This window comes from Mycobacterium sp. 1165196.3 (assembly GCF_001673415.1).
GTDB classification, from domain to species: Bacteria; Actinomycetota; Actinomycetes; order Mycobacteriales; family Mycobacteriaceae; genus Mycobacterium; species Mycobacterium europaeum_A.
Map to the genome: position 1 here is coordinate 1 of NZ_LZLU01000071.1, position 18,285 is coordinate 18,285.

An 18,285-nucleotide genomic window follows, 5' to 3' on the forward strand; every position below is an offset into this window, starting at 1 on the left:
GGCCGACCTGCCGCTGCACCCGGGCTTCGCGGCCAGCTGGCAGCGGCTGCGCACCGCGCCGGCGGTGCTGCCGCTGGGCGACGGCGACGAGCGACGGCGATACCTGCCGCGCACGATCGAGATCGAGACCGGCGTCTTCGTCTGGTGCATGCCCGGGCCCCCGTCGGAGGCCGACCAGGCGCCCTCGCAGCTGGCCCGCCGGATCAGCGCGCTGCTGCCAGCGCCGAACTGAGCCGCGTGGCCGCGGCCCGCGGGTCGGCGGCCGCGGTGATCGCACGCACCACCACGATGCGCCGGGCGCCGGCGTCGAGCACCTCGGGCAGCCGGCGCTCGTCGATGCCGCCGATGGCGAACCACGGCTTGTCGGTTCCCAGCCCGGCGGCCACCTTCACCAGCGGCAGCACCGCCGGCGCGGTGCGCAGCCGCTGCCAGCTGGCCGCGAAGCCCGGGTGCAGCGGCAGGTCGGCCACCTCGTTTTCGGCGACCCAGCGCATCTCGGCGCTTTCCCGGTTGGGCACGGTGTGCAGCAACTCGTCGGCGTCGGCGATCACGGTGGTGTAGCTCCACTGCGTGCCGGCGATGCCGGCGACCTCGGCCGTGACCACCGTGGCGCGCACCGCCAGCCGGTCGCCGAGCAGCCCGGCCTCCTCGTTCGCCTCGCGGACCGCCGTCTCCTCCGGCGTTTCGTGGCTGTCCCGGGCGCCGCCCGGCAGTCCCCAGGTGCCGCCCTGATGGCTCCACACGGCGCGATGCTGCAGCAGCACCGCGGGCGTACCGTCGGACTGCGGGGCCCGCAGCAGCAAACCCGCCGCGCCGTACCGGCCCCAGTAATGGGCGCCGCTGTCGGAGATCACCCAACCGTCACCGTCGCCCTGCACCGATTCAGGATATGCAGACTTGGTTGGGGCGTCGCCAATTGCGTCTGCCTCCACCCATCCACCCGAACATGCTCTTAGACTTCGCTTATAGAGGTCCGTGCAGCGAAATCGAGTGGCCGAGAGATGAGGGCTGATCAAACGTGACGGTTGAGCTGGCACACCCGTCGACCGAGCCGCAGGGATCGCGGTCGCCGGCCGAACCGGCTCATCCCCGCTGGTGGTTCATCTCCACGACGCCGGGACGCATCTTGACCATCGGCATCGTGCTGGCCGCGCTCGGCGGCATCAGCGCCTTCGCCACCTCGACCACCATCAACCACCGGCAGCAGGTGCTGACCACGGTACTCAACCACACCGAGCCGCTGTCGTTCGCCGCCGGCCGGCTCTACACCACCCTGTCGGTGGCCGACGCCGCGGCGGCGACCGCGTTCATCGCCGAGGCGGAACCACAGCCGGTGCGCCAGCGCTATGAGCAGGCCATCACCGACGCGTCCGTCGCCGTGACCCGGGCCTCGAGCGGGCTCACCGACGAACCGCTGGTGCAGCTGTTGGGCCGGATCAACGCCGAGCTGGCCGTCTACACCGGCCTGATAGAAATCGCCCGGACCAACAACCGGGAGGGCAATCCCGTCGGCTCGTCGTACCTGTCGGAGGCTTCGGGCCTGATGCAGTCGACGATCCTGCCCGACGCGGCGCGGCTGTATCAGGCGACGTCGGAGCGGGTGGACGCGGAAACCACCGCGTCGACGCAGATCCCGGCCCCGGTGATCATGGTGGTCGGCGCCACCGTGATCTTCGGCGCGTTCTCGCACCGCTGGCTGGCGCGGCGCACCCGCCGCCGAATCAACCCGGGGCTGGTGGTGGGCGCACTCGCTATTCTCGTCATGGTGGTTTGGGTTGGAACTGCGCTGACCATTTCTACGACGGCCAGTCGTAGCGCGAAGGACACTGCCGCGGAATCCCTCAAGACCGTCACCAACGTCGCGATCACCGCCCAGCAGGCGCGCGCCGACGAAACCCTGTCGCTGATCCGCCGCGGCGACGAGGAGAAACGCAAGCAATCCTTCTACCAGCGCATCGATTCCATGCACCGCCAGCTCGACCAGTACATGTCCCGCAGCGACGCCGTCGACAAGCCGGACCTCGAGGGCGCCGACCAGCTGTTGCTGCGCTGGCGGCAGGCCAACGACCGGATCACCTCCTACATCTCGGTGGGTAACTACCGGGCCGCGACGCAGGTGGCGCTGGGCAGCAGCGAGGAAGACTCCACCCCCGCGTTCGACAAGCTGGAAGACGAGCTGGTCAAGGCCATGGATCAGGGCCGCATCACGCTGCGCAACGACGTCATCAACGCGCGCAGCGGACTGTCCGGCGCCCAGGTGGGTGGCGTGGTGCTCAGCCTCGGCGCCGCCATCGCGGTGGCGCTGGGCCTGTGGCCGAGGCTGAAAGAGTATCGATGATGCTCGGCCTGCGGATGCTTCGCCGGGCGGGCGCCGCGACCGCCGCGGTGGTGGTGCTGGCGGGTTGCGGGCACACGGAGTCGTTGCGGGTGGCCAGCGTGCCGACGTTGCCGCCGCCGACACCGGTCGGCATGGAGCAGTTGCCGCCGCAGCCGCCGCTGCCGCCCGACGGCCCGAACCAGAACTGCGACCTGACCGCCAGCCTGCGGCCCTTCCCCACCAAGGCGGAGGCCGACGCCGCCGTCGCCGACATCCGCGCCCGCGGCCGGCTGATCGTCGGCCTCGACATCGGCAGCAACCTGTTCAGCTTCCGCGATCCGATCACCGGCGAGATCACCGGTTTCGACGTCGACATCGCCGGCGAGATCGCGCGCGACATCTTCGGGGCGCCCTCGCACGTCGAGTACCGGATCCTGTCGTCGGACGAGCGGGTCACCGCGCTGCAGAACTCCGAGGTCGACATCGTGGTGAAGACCATGACCATCACCTGCGACCGGCGCAAGCTGGTGAACTTCTCGACCGTCTACCTCGACGCCAACCAGCGCATCCTGGCCCCGCGCGACTCGTCGATCGTCAAGGTCTCCGACCTGTCCGGCAAGCGCGTCTGCGTCGCCAAGGGCACGACGTCGCTGCACCGCATCCAGCAGATCGATCCGCCGCCGGTCGTGGTGTCGGTGGTCAACTGGGCCGACTGCCTGGTGGCGATGCAGCAGCGCGAGATCGACGCGGTCAGCACGGATGACTCGATCCTGGCCGGGCTGGTCGAAGAGGATCCGTATCTGCACATCGTCGGGCCCAACATGGCCACCCAGCCCTATGGCATCGGGGTCAACCTGAACAACACCGGACTGGTGCGGTTCGTCAACGGAACCCTGGAACGGATCCGCCGGGACGGTACGTGGAACACGTTGTACCGCAAGTGGTTGACGGTGCTGGGTCCCGCGCCGGCCCCGCCCACGCCGAGGTATCTGGACTGATGGCCGAGCCGGACAAGCAAACCGAGCAGCCGGAATCCGACCCGGAAGACGTGGCGGACGTGGCGCCGGGCACCCAGCCGGCCGACGTCCAGACCGGCGCGGCGACCGGGCGGCTGCAGGCCACCCAGGCGCTGTTCCGTCCCGATTTCGACGACGACGACGATGACGACGACTTTCCGCACATCTCGCTGGGCGCCCTGGACACCGATCCGCAGGACCGCTTGACGGTCGCGACGCGATCGCTGCCCGCGGTCCGCCAGCTCGGCGGCGGCCTGGTCGAGATCCCGCGCGGACGCGACATCGACCCGCTCGAAGCCCTGATGACCAATCCGGTGGTGCCGGAATCCAAGCGCTTCTGCTGGAACTGCGGAAAACCGGTGGGCCGGTCCAGCAAGAAAGCCAAGGGCACGTCGGAGGGCTGGTGCCCGTCCTGCGGCAGCCCGTATTCCTTTCTGCCGCAACTTAATCCCGGCGACATCGTCGCGGGCCAGTACGAGGTCAAGGGCTGCATCGCCCACGGCGGTCTGGGGTGGGTCTATCTGGCGGTCGACCACAACGTCAACGACCGGCCGGTGGTGCTGAAGGGTCTGGTGCACTCCGGCGACGCGGAGGCCCAGGCGATCGCGATGGCCGAACGACAGTTCCTCGCCGAGGTGGTCCACCCGCAGATCGTGCAGATCTTCAACTTCGTCGAGCACAAGGATCAGCACAACAATCCGGTCGGCCTCATCGTCATGGAGTACGTCGGTGGGCAGCCGCTCAAGCACGGCAAGGGTGAGAAGCTGCCCGTCGCCGAGGCCGTCGCCTACCTGCTGGAGATCCTGCCCGCGCTGAGCTATCTGCACTCCATCGGCCTGGTCTACAACGACCTGAAGCCGGAGAACATCATGCGCACCGAGGAGCAGCTCAAGCTGATCGACCTGGGCGCGGTGTCGCGGATCAATTCGTTCGGATACCTCTACGGCACACCGGGATTCCAGGCCCCCGAGATCGTGCGGACCGGGCCGACGGTGGCCACCGACATCTACACGGTGGGCCGCACACTGGCCGCGCTGACGCTGAATTTGCAGACGCGCAACGGCCGCTACGTCGACGGCCTGCCCGAGGACGACCCGGTGTTGACCACCTACGACTCCTTCCGCCGGTTGTTGCGCCGCGCCACCTCCCCCGACCCGCGGCGCCGGTTCGGCAGCACCGAGGAGATGTCGGCGCAGCTGATGGGAGTGCTGCGGGAGGTGGTCGCCCACGACACCGGCATCCCGCGGCCCGGCCTGTCGACGATCTTCTCCCCCAGCCGCTCGACGTTCGGGGTGGACCTGCTGGTCGCGCACACCGACGTGTACCTGGACGGCCAGGTTCACTCGGAGAAGCTGACCGCCCGCGAAATCGTTACGGCACTGCAGGTTCCGCTGGTCGATCCGGCCGACGTCGCCGCCCCGGTCCTGCAGGCGACGGTGTTGTCCCAGCCGGTGCAGACGCTCGATTCGTTGCGCGCGGCCCGGCACGGCACGCTGGACGCCGACGGCGTGGAGGTGTCCGAGTCGGTGGAGCTGCCGCTGATGGAGGTCCGCGCGCTGCTGGACCTGGGCGACGTGGCCAAGGCCACCCGCAAGCTCGACGACCTGGCCGAGCGGGTGGGCTGGCAATGGCGGCTGGTGTGGTACAAGGCCGTCGCCGAGCTGCTCACCGGCGACTACGACTCGGCCACAACGCATTTCACCGAAGTGCTGGACACCTTCCCCGGCGAGCTGGCGCCCAAGCTGGCGCTGGCCGCCACCGCCGAGCTGGCCGGCGACGTCGACGACCACAAGTTCTACGAGACGGTGTGGAAGACCAACGACGGGGTGATCTCGGCGGCGTTCGGGTTGGCCAGATCACTGTCCGCCGAAGGGGATCGGGCCGCCGCGGTGCGCACGCTGGACGAGGTGCCCGCCACCTCCCGGCACTTCACCACCGCGCGGCTGACCAGCGCGGTGACGCTGCTATCCGGCCGCACCAAGAGCGAGATCACCGAGGAGGACATCCGCGACGCGGCGCGGCGGGTGGAGGCGCTGCCGCCCACCGAGCCCCGCGTGCTGCAGATCCGCGCCCTGGTGCTCGGCTGCGCGATGGACTGGCTGGAGGACAACAAGGCCAGCACCAACCACATCTTGGGCTTCCCGTTCACCGAGCACGGGCTGCGGCTCGGCGTCGAGGCGGCGCTGCGCAACCTGGCCCGCGTCGCCCCCACCCAGCGGCACCGCTACGCGCTGGTGGACATGGCGAACCGGGTTCGCCCCACCAGCACGTTCTAGCGGTTCGCGTTAGGCGCGACTCGGGGCCCGGTTGGGCGCCCGTTTGGGCGCGGCATCCGGCCCGCGTCCCGTCGAGTGTGAATCGTGGGCGTTGAGTGTGAACCCTGGGCGGCGACACGCCGACAAACCACACCGTAGTTTCACACTGAAAGCCGCTATTTCACAGTCGATTTCGTCAACGCTGCACGCACCCGGTGGATGATCGCGGCGGGCCGGTCCTCCGCGACGACCCGGACGACGATCCACCCCAGCCGCTCCAGCGTTTCGATCCGGCGAATGTCCTTGACGTACTGGCGTCGGTCGGTGCGGTGTTGGTCGCCGTCATACTCGACGCCGACCATGGCGTCCGGCCAGCCCAGGTCCAGGTAGGCGATCGGCAGGCCGTCGGCCCCCAGCGCCGGGATCTGGGTCTGCGGCCGCGGCAGTCCCGCGTCGATGAGCAACAGCCGCAGGTAGCTTTCCCGGGGCGACTGTGCGCCCGCGTCGACCAGCTCGAGCGCGGCCTCTAACGCCCGCAGCCCGGGCGAGCGAGGGTGCGCCATCGCGACCCGCAGCACGTCGTCGACCTTGAAACCCGTTGCGCGCGCGAGGGCGTCGAGCCGCACCACGGCGGACCGCACCGCGCCCCGCCGCCCGATGTCGAAGGCGGTTCGCTCCGGTGTGGTGACGGGCAGACCGTCCTGGCGCTGAGTCTCACCGGCATACAGCGTTTCCCGATGCGTCAACACGCCGTTCGGGGGACGGGTGTTGGGATGGATCAGCTCAACAGGCACGCCGTCGGGGATCCATTCGGCGCCGTGCAGCGCCGCCGCGGCCGCTCCCGCGATGACCGCCCTGCGGCCCGACCACAGCCAGGCCGCGCGGATGCGCACCCGCAGCGACGGCTCCACGTGTGCGGGCACGTACACGTTCGGAAACACCGCGCGGTAGGCCGCCCGCAGCTGGTGGCGACTCAGCCTTCCCGACGCCAGCTCCTCGCTGCCGATAAACGGCACTTGCCTCATGCCGCGAACCATCTCACGCCGAACGCGGTCCGCGGGCGCGTCTGTGCACAGGCCCCGAGCGCACGGTATCGGCTACTTACCCGCCTAACACGCTCACGCAGTCGCGGGCGATGGCCAGTTCTTCGTTGGTCGGGATCACCAGCACCGCGATCGGTGAGTCGTCGGCCGAGATCTGGCGCGCCCCCTTGCCGCCGCCGAGATTACGGCGCTGGTCGAGCACGATGCCTAGTTCTTCCATGCCGGCCATCGCGTCGCGGCGCACCGCGGCGTCGTTCTCGCCGATCCCGGCGGTGAAGCTGATGACGTCGGTGTGCCCCAGCACCGCCAGGTAGGCGCCGACGTACTTGCGCAGCCGGTGGGTGAACACGCTGTAGGCCAATTGCGCTGCCTGGTCACCGGATTCGATCATGGTCCGCAGCCGGCGAAAGTCGCGCTGACCGGACAGGCCCAGCACGCCCGACCGCTGGTTGAGCATGGACTCGATGTCGTCGACGCCCATGTCGGCCGTGTGCGACAGGTAGCCGACGACGCTGGGATCGATATCGCCGCTGCGGGTACCCATCACCAGCCCCTCCAACGGGGTCAGCCCCATCGAGGTGTCCAACGGCCGGGAACCGGCGATCGCCGAGGCGGAGCAACCGTTACCCAAATGCAGCACGATCTGTTTCAGGTCGCCGACGGGCCGCTCCAGGAAGGCGGCGGCCTGCTCGCTGACGTAGCGGTGCGACGTGCCGTGGAACCCGTATCGGCGGATCTGATACCGCTGAGCGAGGTCGCGGTCGATCGCGTAGGTGGCTGCCGCCGGCGGCAGGTCGTGGAAGAATCCGGTGTCGAAGACCGCGATGTGGGCGATGTCGGGCAGCAGTTTGCGCGCGACCTCGATCCCCTTGAGCGCGGGCGGATTGTGCAGCGGGGCCAACTCCGACAACTCGTGCAGCCGGCCGATCACCGCGTCGTCCAGCAGCGTGGGCTGATAAAAGGCGTTGCCGCCGTGCACCACTCGGTGCCCCACCGCGACGATGCCGCTCGTCTTCAGGTCGATACCGTCATCGGCCAACGCGTCGAACGCGTGGCGCAGCGCGGCGTCATGATCGGGAACCGACGACGATTCCTCTCCGATCCGCTCCACCAGGCCCGTCGCCTTGGCGGCGCCCGAATCCGGGTCGACCACTTGGTATTTCAGCGACGACGAGCCGGAGTTGATCACCAGCACCAGGCGGGAGCCACTCGTTTCCGTCACGGCCGCCCCTGCGCCTGGATCGCGGTGATGGCCACGGTGTTGACGATATCTTCGACCAGCGCGCCCCGCGACAGATCGTTCACCGGCTTGCGCAGGCCCTGCAGCACCGGCCCGATGGCGAGCGCGCCGGCACTGCGCTGCACCGCTTTGTAGGTGTTGTTGCCGGTATTGAGGTCGGGGAAGATCAGCACCGTGGCCCGGCCGGCCACCGGCGAGTCCCGCAATTTGGTGGCCGCGACCGACGGTTCGATCGCGGCGTCGTATTGAATAGGCCCCTCCACCGGCAGGTGGGGGTCGCGTTTGCGCACCAATTCCGTTGCCGTCCTGACCTTGTCGACGTCCGCACCGGTGCCGGAGTCGCCGGTCGAGTAGGACAGCATCGCCACCCGCGGTTCGATGCCGAACTGGGCGGCGGTGCGTGCCGAGGAGATGGCGATGTCGGCCAGCTGCTCGGGCGTCGGGTTCGGGATGATCGCGCAGTCACCGTAGGCCAGCACCCGATCCGGCAGGCACATCAGGAAGATGCTGGACACCGTCGAGACGTCCGGGACCGTCTTGATGATCTCGAATGCCGGCCGAACGGTGTGCGCCGTGGTGTGCGCGGCGCCGGACACCATGCCGTCGACATGGGAGTTCTGCACCAGCATGGTGCCGAAATACGTGGCGTCGCGCATGGCCTCGCGGGCCTGCTCGACCGTGACACCCTTGGCCTTGCGCAACTGCGCGTACTGGTCGGCGAACTCGTCGCGCAGCGGGCTACTGCGCGGATCGATCACGGTCGCGTCGCCCAGGTCCACCCCGAGTTCTCCCGCGCGCTGGCGGATTTGGGCTTCGTCGCCCAGGATGGTCAGGTCGGCGACGCGGCGCTGCAGCACCCGGCCCGCCGACTGCAGAATGCGGTCGTCGTCGCCTTCGGGTAGCACGATGTGCTTGCGGTCCGCGCGTGCCTGCAGCGTCAGCTGGTGAATGAACATCTGCGGCGTGACCACGGTGGGAATCGGAATCGCAAGCTGGGCAAGCAGATCGGGGACGTCGACGTGGCTGTCCATCAACTCCAGCGCGGTGTCGATCTTGCGCTGCGAGGTCGCGGTGACCCGGCCCCGGGCCGACGCCGCCGCGCTGGCGGTGTCGTAGGTGCCCAGCGCGGTGGCGACGATGGGCAGGCGCAGCCGAAGCCCGGCGACCAGGTCGGCGATGGACGGATGCAGTTGGAAACCGCCGTTGAGCACGATGCATGACAGCGACGGAAAGCCTTCGGCCGCATGGGCACTGGCCACGGCGAGTACTACGTCCGAGCGGTCGCCGGGGGTGATGACCGCCATGCCGTCGCGCAGGCGTTCCAGGACGTGGTCGGCGGTCATCCCGGCGACCAGCACGCCGGTGACCTCGCGTTCGCGCAGTGACTCTTCGCCGCTGACCGGCGCCCCGCCGACCGCCTTTTCCAGCTCGGCCACCGTCGGCGCGGACAGCAGCGGCGCGTCGGGCAGCACGTAGCTGCGCTGGGCGAATTTGCGCAGGGCCTGCGCGACCTCGGTCAGCTCGGCCGGCTCACAGCGGTTGGCCACCACGGCGGCGGTGTGGGCGTGCTGAGCGTCCAGCTCGGCCAGGCAGACCTCGACAACGCTGGCGACCTCGGCGGCCGTGCGCCCCTTGCCACTGACCGTCAGCAACAGCGGCGCACCGAGATTGACCGCGATGCGCGCGTTGGTCGAAAGCTCCGCGGGCCGGGTCACGTCGGTGTAGTCGCTGCCGACGATCACCACCACGTCGCACGCCTCGGCCACCGCGTGGTAGGCGTCGACGATGGCGGCGATGGCCGCGTCACCGTCGGCGTGCAGCTGCGCATAGGTGACGCCGACGCATTGCTCGTAGGTCAGACCCGCGGTGGTCCGCGACAGCAACAATTCCAGGATGTAGTCGCGGTCCTCGCCGTCGTCGGAGCGCGTAATCGGGCGGAACACACCGACTTTGGCGACCGTGGCGGTCAACCGGTGCAGCAGCCCCAGCGCGATCGTCGACTTGCCGGTCTCCGGCTCGGGGGCCGCGATATAGATCGCTGTCACTGGACGGGCACGGCGCCGCAGACCGCTTAGGCCAGCCGCCGCAACCGCGGCGCCAAGTCCTTCTCGAAGAGCTCCAGGAACCGGCGCTGGTCATGGCCGGGCGCGTGGAACACCAGGTGGTTGAGGCCCCATTTCACGTACTGGCCGACCTTTTCGACCGCCTCGTCGGGATCCGACGCCACGATCCAGCGCTTGGCCACCTGCTCGATCGGCAGCTCGTCGGCGGCCTTCTCCATTTCCAGCGGGTCGTGAATGCTGGTCTTCTGCTCGGCCGTCAGCGACAGCGGCGCCCAGAACCGGGTGTTCTCCAGCGCCTTGTCCGGGTCGGTGTCGTAGGAGATCTTGATTTCGATCATCCGGTCGATGTCGTCGGGATTCTTGCCGGCCGCCTCCGCACCCTCCTTCATGGCCGGCATCAGCTTGTCCTTGTACAGCTCCTCGCCCTTGCCGGAGGTGCAGATGAAGCCGTCGCCGGCGCGGCCCGCGTACTTGGCCACCTGGGGACCGCCCGCGGCGATGTAGATCGGGATGCCACCCTCGGGCACGTCGTAGATGGAGGCGCCCTTGGTGTGGTAGTACTCGCCCTCGAAGTCCACCCGGTCGCCCAGCCACAGCTCGCGCATCAGCCGCACCGATTCGCGCAGCCGGGCATAGCGTTCCTTGAACTCCGGCCACTCGCCCTCGTAACCGGTGGCGATCTCGTTGAGCGACTCGCCGGTGCCGACGCCCAGGAAAATGCGGTCCGGGTACAGGCATCCCATCGTGGCGAACGCTTGCGCGATGACGGCGGGGTTGTAGCGGAAGGTCGGGGTGAGCACCGAGGTGCCCAGCACCAGCCTCTTGGTGCGCTCGCCGACGGCGGTCATCCAGGCCAGCGAGAAGGGCGCGTGTCCGCCCTCGTGCCGCCACGGCTGGAAGTGGTCACTGACGGTTGCGCTGTCCATGCCGTGCCCCTCGGCGGCGACAGCGAGTTCGACGAGCTCGCGCGGTGCAAATTGTTCAGCGGACGCTTTGTATCCGAGTTTCAGTTCAGCCACTCGTTCTTTCTACTCCTGTGCTGACGGTCGCGACCCGCTACGCCCGGCTTCGCCGCGCTTGCGATCGCTCCTGTGCTGACGGTCGCGACCCGCTGCGCCCGGCTTCTACACTCGCGGGCATGGGATCGGCGCCAACCCTCGTCCAAGTGACCGACACGGTCTACCTCGCCCGGGGCGAGGCCGTTAACTGGACGCTGGTCGTCGACGGCACCGGCGTGCTGCTGATCGACGCCGGATATCCCGGCGACCGCGAGGACGTGCTGTCGTCGCTGCGGGAGCTGAGCTACGGCCCCGGTGACGTGCGGGCCGTCCTGCTCACGCACGCCCACATCGACCACCTGGGTTCGGCGATCTGGCTCGCCAACGAATACGGCACCGCCGTGTACTGCCACGCCGAGGAAGTGGGCCACGCCAAACGCGAATACCTGGAACAGGCGTCGGTTTTCGATGTGGCCCTGCGCATTTGGCGGCCGCGCTGGGCGGCGTGGGGCCTGCACGTGTTGCGCAGCGGCGGCCTGATCCGCGACGGCATCCCCTCCACCCGGCCGCTGACCGCCGAGGTGGCCGCCGGGCTGCCGGGGCACCCGCGGCCGGTGTTCACCCCCGGGCACACCAGCGGGCACTGCTCGTACGTGGTGGACGGGGTGCTGGTCAGCGGCGACGCGCTGATCACCGGGCACCCACTGCTGCGTCGGGGTGGGCCGCAGCTGCTGCCCGCGGTGTTCAGCCACAGCCAGCAGAACTCGCTGCGCAGCCTGGACGCGCTGGCCCTGCTGGACACCGAGGTGCTGCTACCCGGTCACGGCGACGTGTGGCGCGGCCCGATCCGGGAAGCGACTGCGCGCGCCATCTCGCTGGCTCAGTAGTGGAGAGGCGTTGTGCCGGTTGCTAAATCGATCGCATCGGGCTTTGATCGTGAATCCTGGGTCTTCAGTGTGAACCTACGGCGGGTGTTGTCGGCGTGTCGCCGCCAAGGATTCACACTGAAAACCGACGATTCACACTCGACCGGCGAGGGCGAGGACCGGCGCGGGCGCCGAACTCAACTCAAGCCAGCCACTTCTCGAAGGCGATCGGAATGAACGGGCCCCACGACGGCAGCGGATCCGGTGTTATCCGGGTGTATCCCGTCGCGTCATAGAGCGCCTCGGCCTCCGGCTGCCGGTTCCCGGTGATCAGGTAGAGCCGCCGATACCCACGCGCCAGGGTTTCGGCCTCCAGCGCCGCCAGCAGCGCCTTGGCGTAACCGCGGCGCCGGTGCCTGGCGTCGGTCCAAATCCGCTTGAGCTCGGCGGTCTCGGCGTCGTACCGGCGAAACGCGCCGCCCGTCACCGGCTCGCCGTCCACCACGCCGATCAGCAGTCCGCCATCCGGCGGCGCCAACTCGGCCTCCGGCACGGGCAGCCAGGTCAGGTGGGTGCTCGGCGTCCCGCCGTACCGTTGCGCATACTCGACGGCCAGTTCGGCCAGCAGCGGTTGCGCCAGCGGGTCGTCGTGAGTGGCCGACACGAACCGCAGTCGGCCGCGGGGCGTGGTTGATTCCGGCATCACCAAGGCTCAAACGCGTGTCGCGGTGACGTATTCCGGGATGAACTCCGAGTCGCCGGCTCCGGCGCTTCGCCGCCTGCCCAGGCCCAGCGCACCCAGCAGTTCGGTGAGGCCGCGCCCGGCGGTCTCCCAGCCATTGGACGCCAAATACTCTGGCACGTAATGGTATTCGCCCGGATAGGTCAGGCTGGCCAGGTCGACGTCCAGACCGCGCTGTCGCCAGCCGTCGACGAATGCACGCTCGGCCCCGAGCTGCAACGGATTCCAGGTGGGCATGTGATCGGCGGTGAACCGGCTACCGGCGGCGCTCGAGGCGGTGACGGCGTCGAGCACATGGTTCTGCTCGTCGGGCGGCAGGTAGCCGACGAGCAGTTGCTCGGCGACCCAGACCGTGGGCTGGGCGGCGTCGAACCCGACCCGGCGCAGCGCCGCCGGCCAATCCTGGCGCAGCTCGATGCCGACCGCACAGCGGTGGGTGGCCAATGCGGCGTCCAGCCCGCGCAGCACCTCGGCTTTGAAGTCGAGCACCTGCGGCCGATCGATCTCGTAGACCGTGGTGCCCTTGGGCCACCACAGCCGGTACGGCCGGGTGTCGAGGCCCGACGCCAGGATGACCACCTGCCGGATGCCCGCCCGGCCGGCGTCGGCCAGGAATTCGTCCACGAACCGCGTGTGCGCCGCCAGCGCGTCCATCAGCGCCGTCATGGCCGGGTCGTCGCCCTCGTCGGCCGCGAACACGTGATCGGTGATCGCGCGGGTGAGGTAGTCGATCCCGACGGCGCACAACAGCGGCTCGGCGAAGGGATCGTTCAGCAGGCCCTGGTGGGTGGCCACCGCCCGCGCGGCCGCGGCGAAAGTTGCGGTCACCGCCACGTCAACCGTCTGCGCCATGGTCGCCTCAGACGCCGGAGCGCCGCCGCAGGGCCAGCCCGGCGGCCACTCGCCAGCCCAACAACAACAGCGCGGTGACCGTCGTCGCCACCACCACGAAACTCACCGCCACGCCCGCGAAGGTCGCCTTGCGCAACAGCATGCCGACGAGCACCGTGCACAGCCACACGACGACCCCGGTCGGCGCCACCGCGGTCGGCCGGCGCCACGCGCGGGAGACGAGCCACCCGACGACGGTGCCGGTGAGAAACGGCCACGCCGTCACGGCGACGCCGGTGATGTTGAGACCTTCGTCGTGGCTGCGGCGACCCACGGCGCAGAACACCAGCACGCCGATGACATCCACCGCGAGCCAGGCCGGCCGCCGGAGCCTAAGCATGCAGCGAGACTACCGGGACGTCGCATGATCCTTGACCGCGCAGCCGCGGTGAACTTAAATTCGTCAGCAATGAATCCCCATTCACTCCGCCGGTCCGGCGGTGGTAACCGGCGGCCCGACGGTGGCAGGCTGAGGACATGAGCACTCAGACACCGCCCGCCTTCGACCGCGACGACCCGCTCGGCCTCGACGCCTCGCTATCCAGCGACGAGCTGGCGGTGCGCGACACCGTCAGGGAATTCTGCGCCGAGAACGTGCTGCCGCACGTGGCGGAGTGGTTCGAGATCGGCGACCTCCCGGTGCGCGAACTGGCCAAGGGCTTCGGTCAGCTCGGGCTGCTGGGCATGCACCTGGAGGGGTACGGCTGCGGCGGCGCCTCGGCCGTGCACTACGGGCTGGCGTGCGTGGAGCTGGAGGCCGCCGACTCCGGTCTTCGGTCGATGGTCTCGGTGCAGGGTTCACTGGCCATGTTCGCGATCTGGAATTTCGGGTCCGAGGAGCAGAAGCAGGAATGGCTGCCCGGCATGGCCACCGGTGAGCTGCTCGGTTGCTTCGGGTTGACCGAACCCGACGTCGGCTCCGACCCCGCCGCGATGAAAACTCGGGCGCGCCAAGACGGTTCGGACTGGGTGCTCAACGGCCGCAAGCTGTGGATCACCAACGGCTCGGTGGCCGACGTCGCGGTGGTGTGGGCCACCACCGACGATGGGATTCGCGGCTTCATCGTGCCCACCAAGACACCGGGCTTTTCCGCCAACACGATTCATCACAAGCTGTCGCTGCGGGCCTCGATTACCAGCGAGTTGGTGCTCGACGACGTGCGGGTGCCCGCCGAGGCGATGTTGCCCGAGGCCAAGGGGCTGCGCGGGCCGCTGTCCTGTCTGTCCGAGGCCCGTTACGGAATCATCTGGGGCTCCATGGGAGCGGCGCGCTCGGCGTGGCAGGCCGCATTGGATTACGCCACGCAGCGCACCCAGTTCGGCCGGCCCATCGCCGGATTTCAGCTGACCCAGGCCAAGCTCGTCGACATGGCGGTCGAGCTGCACAAGGGCCAGCTGCTCTCGCTGCACCTCGGCCGCCTCAAGGACAGCGTGGGCCTGCGCCCCGAGCAGGTCAGCTTCGGCAAACTCAACAACACCCGCGAAGCGATCAAGATCTGCCGGACCGCACGAACCATATTGGGCGGCAACGGGATATCGCTGGAATACCCCGTGATCCGGCACATGGTGAACCTGGAATCGGTGCTGACCTACGAGGGCACACCGGAGATGCACCAGCTCGTCCTCGGCCAGGCGTTCACCGGCAGCGACGCCTTCCGCTGACGACAGACCCATGGCCGCACGCCTCGAGTACACGTCCGAGCATCACCAGTTCCGGGAATTGGTACGCGATTTCGTGCACCGGACGGTCGTGCCCAATCACGAGAAGTGGGAACGGGACGGCCAGTGGGATCGCGCGCTGTTCATCGAAGCCGGAAAGCTCGGACTGCTGGGCTTTTCCGTACCCGAGCGCCTCGGCGGCCCGGGCGTGGCCGACTTCCGCTACAACGCGATCGTCATCGACGAGTTGCAGCGGGCGGGCGCGGCCGCCGAGGCCATCGCCTTCACGCTGCAAAACGACGTGGTGCTGCCCTACCTCACCGACCTGACCACCCCAGAACAGCAACGGCGCTGGTTGCCCGGCGTGGTCACCGGCGAGACGGTGCTCGCCATCGCGATGACCGAGCCCGGCACCGGCAGCGACCTGGCCGGGATCCGCACGACGGCGGTGCCCGACGGTGACGACTACGTCGTCAACGGCGCCAAGACCTTCATCTCCAACGGGCAGATCGGCGACCTCTTCGTCGTCGCGGTGCGCACCTCGCCGGACCGTCACCACGGCCTGTCGCTGCTGGTCGTCGACCCCACCACACCGGGGTTCTCCCGCGGCCGCAACCTGGAGAAGATCGGCCTGCACGCCCAGGACACCAGCGAGCTCACCTTCACCGACATGCGGGTGCCCAGGGCCAATCTGCTCGAGGACGAGGGCAAGGGCTTCTACCAGCTGATGAAGAACCTGCCCCAGGAGCGGCTCGCGCTCGGGGTGGGGGCGGTGGCCGCAGCGGAAGGCATCCTCGCCCAGACGCTGGACTACGTGCGGGACCGCACCGCGTTCGGCTCACCGATCGCCAGCTTCCAGAACAGCCAATTCGTCCTCGCCGAACTGGCCACCGAAATCGACATCGCCCGCACCTATCTCGACGACTGCCTGGCCCAGCACCTGGCCGGCGAGCTGACCGCCGCGCGCGCCGCGCGGCTCAAGTGGTGGACCACCGACCTGCAGGTGCGCACCGCCGACCGCTGCCTGCAGTTGCACGGCGGCTACGGCTACATGCGCGAATACGGCGTGGCGCGCGCCTTCGTCGACGCCCGCATCCAAACCATCTACGGCGGCACCAACGAGATCATGAAGACGATCATCGCCAAGGACCTGGGCATCTGATGGCCGTCGACTACAGCGAGCTGCCCGTCGAGGAGGCGGTGCGCGCGGCCCGGGCCGACTCGCGACGCCGCCAGGTGCTCGACGCCGCGGTCAAGGTCATGGGCCGCAACGGGTTTCACCAGATGTCCATGCAGGACCTGGCGCGCGAGGCCAAGGTCTCCGTCGGCCTGATCTACAAGTACTTCGGCGGCAAGGAGGACCTGCTGCTCGCGACGATCGTGCGGATCCTCGACGCGTTCCGCGACCAACTGGCACCGGTCATCGCGGCCGCCGGCGACGACGTCGTCGACCAGCTGACCGCGGGCGTGCGCCGCTATATCGAGATCGTCGACGAGAACCTCGACGGCGTGGTGCTGACCTACCGGGAGAGCCGCACCCTCGGGGGACCAGGTCGCACGCAGATCAAGGACCTCGAAATCGCCACCGCCGCACCGCTGCGCACGGTGATCGAGGCCGGCATCGCCCGGGGCGCCTTCCGCGACGTCGACGTCGATCTCACCGTGTTCGACGTCATGCTGCTCGCCCGCGGCTGGGCGCTCAAGCACTGGCATTTCGGGACGAATTACAGCCTCGATGAGTACATCGCGCTGCAGACGCGCCACCTGCTGACCGGACTGATTGCCGACGACCGCCGCGCCGACTACGCGGACGTGCTGAAATACAAGTCATGAAACTCACCGCGCGCCGGCTTCGCAGCACGATCGCGCTGCTGACCCTGGGCGCCGCCACCGGCCTGCCCGCGGCGGGCGCCGATCCCGCCGCGGCCCTGCCGGCGATGACCTCCAGCGGCAGCGGGCCGATCATCGGCGGCGGCTCGACGGCCGGGCAGGGAATCTCCCAGCAGCTCTTCAGCTTTGGCAAGCCTGACGTGGTGCAGGAGGTGGACGGCTCGGACGCGGCGCAGTTCATCAACGCCGCGGCCGGGGTCGCCAACCAGCAGCTGGCGGGCCCCTTCTCGCTGCTGCGCCGGGCGTTGACCTGCCAGACCAACAATGCCGGATTCGGCGCACGCGCCTACCGGCGCAACGACGGGCAGTGGGGAGGCGCGATGTTGGTCGCGGCCAAGAGCGCCACACCCAACGTCGACGGCCTGATCGCCTGTGCCAAGACCAACTGGCGCAGGTCGGCGGCGGGCGGTGAAGCCGCGATGTGCAACAACGGCTGGACCACGCCCACGTCATACGAAAGCCGCCGTGGCGAGACGTATTACATCCTGCTGGCCGGCACCGCCGCCGACTTCTGCAGCGACCTCAACGCCAAGTACAAGACCGACGCCAACGCGTGGCCGTTCTAGGCCGACGCGGGTGCCGCCGCCCGGCGGTGAAACCAATTGTCGGCCCGACGGTTTCGCCGCGACCCGGACACCGCCGGTTTGGGCGCACTTTTGAATTCATGTCCAGTGTGCGCGCACCGGCCCCGAGCAGCGGTTGAATAGCGCTCCAATATAGCCTCGCCGGGATAGCGGCGCAGAATATTTCTATTTCTCACCGCCGCCGGATTTTGCTGAAATTCCATTGCCGCCAAGGCGGCCGCATACCGCCCGTGACGCCGAATCATCCGTTTGACGAATCGTGCCGCAATATTCACGAAATCCGTTATCTGGGAGTCATTGACGACGTATGCTCCTCAGCATCGGGCATCAGGAAATTCTCTCCCGACGAAGGGGGTTCTTATGTCACGTCGCACTAGCAAAATCGTCCTCGCCTTGGTCCTCGCTCTCGCAGCACCGATGGCGTCGGCTTGCACGGTTCCGTTAACCGTCGACTGCTCGCCAGCCGTCTGCACGCTGTAGCAGCAGTACCGAAAAGCCACAAAGCAATTTGTGGCTTTTCGTTCGCACAACACTTCGCATAGCGAAGACCAACGGGTGACCGGCCGGGGCCGCGACACGGGTCGCTGGCTCGGCGCGACTCCGGCCGGGATCCTGCACCGCACAAAGCATTTCGGGTAGGTGTGCGGCGCCTTGACGCGCGTCGACACCCGGAGGTTCTCCAGACCCGTTGCCTTGCAACGGGTCTGGTCATGCGGCGCCC

16 protein-coding genes and 1 pseudogene are annotated in these 18,285 nt (G+C 68.7%); 9 read left to right on the forward strand and 8 right to left on the reverse strand.

Translation table 11 applies throughout. The annotated features are described in order from the left end of the window. Nucleotides 1-232 (forward strand): annotated as a pseudogene (locus tag A5659_RS06765) (DNA mismatch repair protein MutT); the annotation flags it as partial. Here the strand turns inward: A5659_RS06765 and A5659_RS06770 are convergent. After that, the gene (locus A5659_RS06770; protein ID WP_082975938.1) at nt 204-878 is read right to left on the reverse strand and encodes an NUDIX hydrolase; all 675 of its coding nucleotides are present in this window, start codon (nt 876-878) and stop codon (nt 204-206) included. The pseudogene A5659_RS06765 and the gene A5659_RS06770 sit on opposite strands and share 29 nt — an antisense overlap. A 140-nt stretch (nt 879-1,018) precedes the next feature. Between A5659_RS06770 and glnX the strand changes: the two genes are divergently transcribed. The 3 genes from glnX to A5659_RS06785 are packed head-to-tail and all read left to right on the forward strand — an operon-like array spanning nt 1,019 to nt 5,609. After that, nucleotides 1,019-2,338: a protein kinase G-activating protein GlnX gene (glnX, locus tag A5659_RS06775; RefSeq protein ID WP_066872410.1), complete on the forward strand. Its 1,320-nt coding sequence runs from the start codon at nt 1,019-1,021 to the stop codon at nt 2,336-2,338. Then, entirely contained in the window at nt 2,338-3,315 is a 978-nt protein-coding gene (locus A5659_RS06780; RefSeq protein WP_067139438.1) for a glutamate ABC transporter substrate-binding protein, read from the forward strand. The genes glnX and A5659_RS06780 overlap by 1 nt, the downstream gene beginning before the upstream one ends. Beyond that, nucleotides 3,315-5,609, forward strand: a complete 2,295-nt coding sequence (locus A5659_RS06785) for a serine/threonine-protein kinase PknG (protein ID WP_067179967.1) — start codon at nt 3,315-3,317, stop codon at nt 5,607-5,609. Before A5659_RS06780 ends, A5659_RS06785 begins: the two co-directional genes overlap by 1 nt. 155 nt (nt 5,610-5,764) lie before the next feature. Here the strand turns inward: A5659_RS06785 and A5659_RS06790 are convergent, their stop codons facing one another. The 4 genes from A5659_RS06790 to fgd all read right to left on the reverse strand — a co-directional run bounded on the left by A5659_RS06790 (nt 5,765) and on the right by fgd (nt 10,953). After that, nucleotides 5,765-6,613, reverse strand: coding sequence for an endonuclease domain-containing protein (locus tag A5659_RS06790; protein WP_067179971.1), 849 nt, complete (start codon nt 6,611-6,613; stop codon nt 5,765-5,767). Between the two features lie 76 nt (nt 6,614-6,689). Next, on the reverse strand, nt 6,690-7,853 hold the full coding sequence (locus tag A5659_RS06795) for an acetate kinase (protein WP_156748879.1): 1,164 nt from the start codon (nt 7,851-7,853) through the stop codon (nt 6,690-6,692). After that, on the reverse strand, nt 7,850-9,916 hold the full coding sequence (gene pta, locus A5659_RS06800) for a phosphate acetyltransferase (RefSeq protein WP_067179974.1): 2,067 nt from the start codon (nt 9,914-9,916) through the stop codon (nt 7,850-7,852). The genes A5659_RS06795 and pta overlap by 4 nt, the downstream gene beginning before the upstream one ends. A 26-nt stretch (nt 9,917-9,942) precedes the next feature. Beyond that, a complete protein-coding gene (gene fgd, locus A5659_RS06805; protein WP_007768513.1) occupies nt 9,943-10,953 on the reverse strand; it encodes a glucose-6-phosphate dehydrogenase (coenzyme-F420) in 1,011 nt (336 codons plus the stop codon). 119 nt (nt 10,954-11,072) lie between these two features. Between fgd and A5659_RS06810 the strand changes: the two genes are divergently transcribed. Next, nucleotides 11,073-11,819 (forward strand): MBL fold metallo-hydrolase, encoded by a 747-nt coding sequence (locus A5659_RS06810; protein ID WP_066872395.1) that lies wholly within the window; start codon nt 11,073-11,075, stop codon nt 11,817-11,819. Nucleotides 11,820-12,000: 181 nt separating this feature from the next. On the opposite strand, the gene A5659_RS06815 is transcribed toward A5659_RS06810, so the two are convergent. Genes A5659_RS06815 through A5659_RS06825 form a run of 3 tightly spaced genes read right to left on the reverse strand, consistent with a single transcriptional unit; the run spans nt 12,001 to nt 13,771 of the window. Further along, nucleotides 12,001-12,504 carry a GNAT family N-acetyltransferase gene (locus tag A5659_RS06815; RefSeq protein ID WP_066872543.1) on the reverse strand — a complete coding sequence of 168 codons (504 nt, stop codon included), beginning with the start codon at nt 12,502-12,504 and terminating at the stop codon, nt 12,001-12,003. Nucleotides 12,505-12,510: 6 nt separating this feature from the next. Continuing rightward, nucleotides 12,511-13,392, reverse strand: a complete 882-nt coding sequence (locus tag A5659_RS06820; protein ID WP_067179977.1) for an SAM-dependent methyltransferase — start codon at nt 13,390-13,392, stop codon at nt 12,511-12,513. A gap of 7 nt (nt 13,393-13,399) precedes the next feature. Further along, on the reverse strand, nt 13,400-13,771 hold the full coding sequence (locus A5659_RS06825) for a DUF3054 domain-containing protein (protein WP_067179979.1): 372 nt from the start codon (nt 13,769-13,771) through the stop codon (nt 13,400-13,402). Nucleotides 13,772-13,908: 137 nt separating this feature from the next. On the opposite strand from A5659_RS06825, the gene A5659_RS06830 reads away from it, so the two are divergent. The 4 genes from A5659_RS06830 to A5659_RS06845 are packed head-to-tail and all read left to right on the forward strand — an operon-like array spanning nt 13,909 to nt 17,546. After that, nucleotides 13,909-15,093 (forward strand): acyl-CoA dehydrogenase, encoded by a 1,185-nt coding sequence (locus tag A5659_RS06830; RefSeq protein ID WP_067140420.1) that lies wholly within the window; start codon nt 13,909-13,911, stop codon nt 15,091-15,093. A gap of 10 nt (nt 15,094-15,103) precedes the next feature. Further along, nucleotides 15,104-16,252 (forward strand): acyl-CoA dehydrogenase family protein, encoded by a 1,149-nt coding sequence (locus A5659_RS06835; RefSeq protein ID WP_066872384.1) that lies wholly within the window; start codon nt 15,104-15,106, stop codon nt 16,250-16,252. Continuing rightward, nucleotides 16,252-16,923, forward strand: a complete 672-nt coding sequence (locus A5659_RS06840) for a TetR/AcrR family transcriptional regulator (protein ID WP_067179982.1) — start codon at nt 16,252-16,254, stop codon at nt 16,921-16,923. Before A5659_RS06835 ends, A5659_RS06840 begins: the two co-directional genes overlap by 1 nt. Next, complete coding sequence (locus tag A5659_RS06845) at nt 16,920-17,546, forward strand: hypothetical protein (protein WP_066872379.1); 627 nt, start codon at nt 16,920-16,922, stop codon at nt 17,544-17,546. The genes A5659_RS06840 and A5659_RS06845 overlap by 4 nt, the downstream gene beginning before the upstream one ends. Nucleotides 17,547-18,285: the final 739 nt, after the last annotated feature.

Bases quoted from the DNA above. Each gene is read 5' to 3' on its own strand.
- A5659_RS06785 (WP_067179967.1), top strand. From the start codon at position 3,315: ATGGCCGAGCCGGACAAGCAAACCGAGCAGCCGGAATCCGACCCGGAA.
- A5659_RS06790 (WP_067179971.1), bottom strand. From the start codon at position 6,613: ATGAGGCAAGTGCCGTTTATCGGCAGCGAGGAGCTGGCGTCGGGAAGG.
- A5659_RS06845 (WP_066872379.1), top strand. From the start codon at position 16,920: ATGAAACTCACCGCGCGCCGGCTTCGCAGCACGATCGCGCTGCTGACC.
- A5659_RS06810 (WP_066872395.1), top strand. From the start codon at position 11,073: ATGGGATCGGCGCCAACCCTCGTCCAAGTGACCGACACGGTCTACCTC.
- A5659_RS06825 (WP_067179979.1), bottom strand. From the start codon at position 13,771: ATGCTTAGGCTCCGGCGGCCGGCCTGGCTCGCGGTGGATGTCATCGGC.
- A5659_RS06835 (WP_066872384.1), top strand. From the start codon at position 15,104: ATGGCCGCACGCCTCGAGTACACGTCCGAGCATCACCAGTTCCGGGAA.
- A5659_RS06830 (WP_067140420.1), top strand. From the start codon at position 13,909: ATGAGCACTCAGACACCGCCCGCCTTCGACCGCGACGACCCGCTCGGC.
- A5659_RS06780 (WP_067139438.1), top strand. From the start codon at position 2,338: ATGCTCGGCCTGCGGATGCTTCGCCGGGCGGGCGCCGCGACCGCCGCG.
- A5659_RS06840 (WP_067179982.1), top strand. From the start codon at position 16,252: ATGGCCGTCGACTACAGCGAGCTGCCCGTCGAGGAGGCGGTGCGCGCG.
- A5659_RS06820 (WP_067179977.1), bottom strand. From the start codon at position 13,392: ATGGCGCAGACGGTTGACGTGGCGGTGACCGCAACTTTCGCCGCGGCC.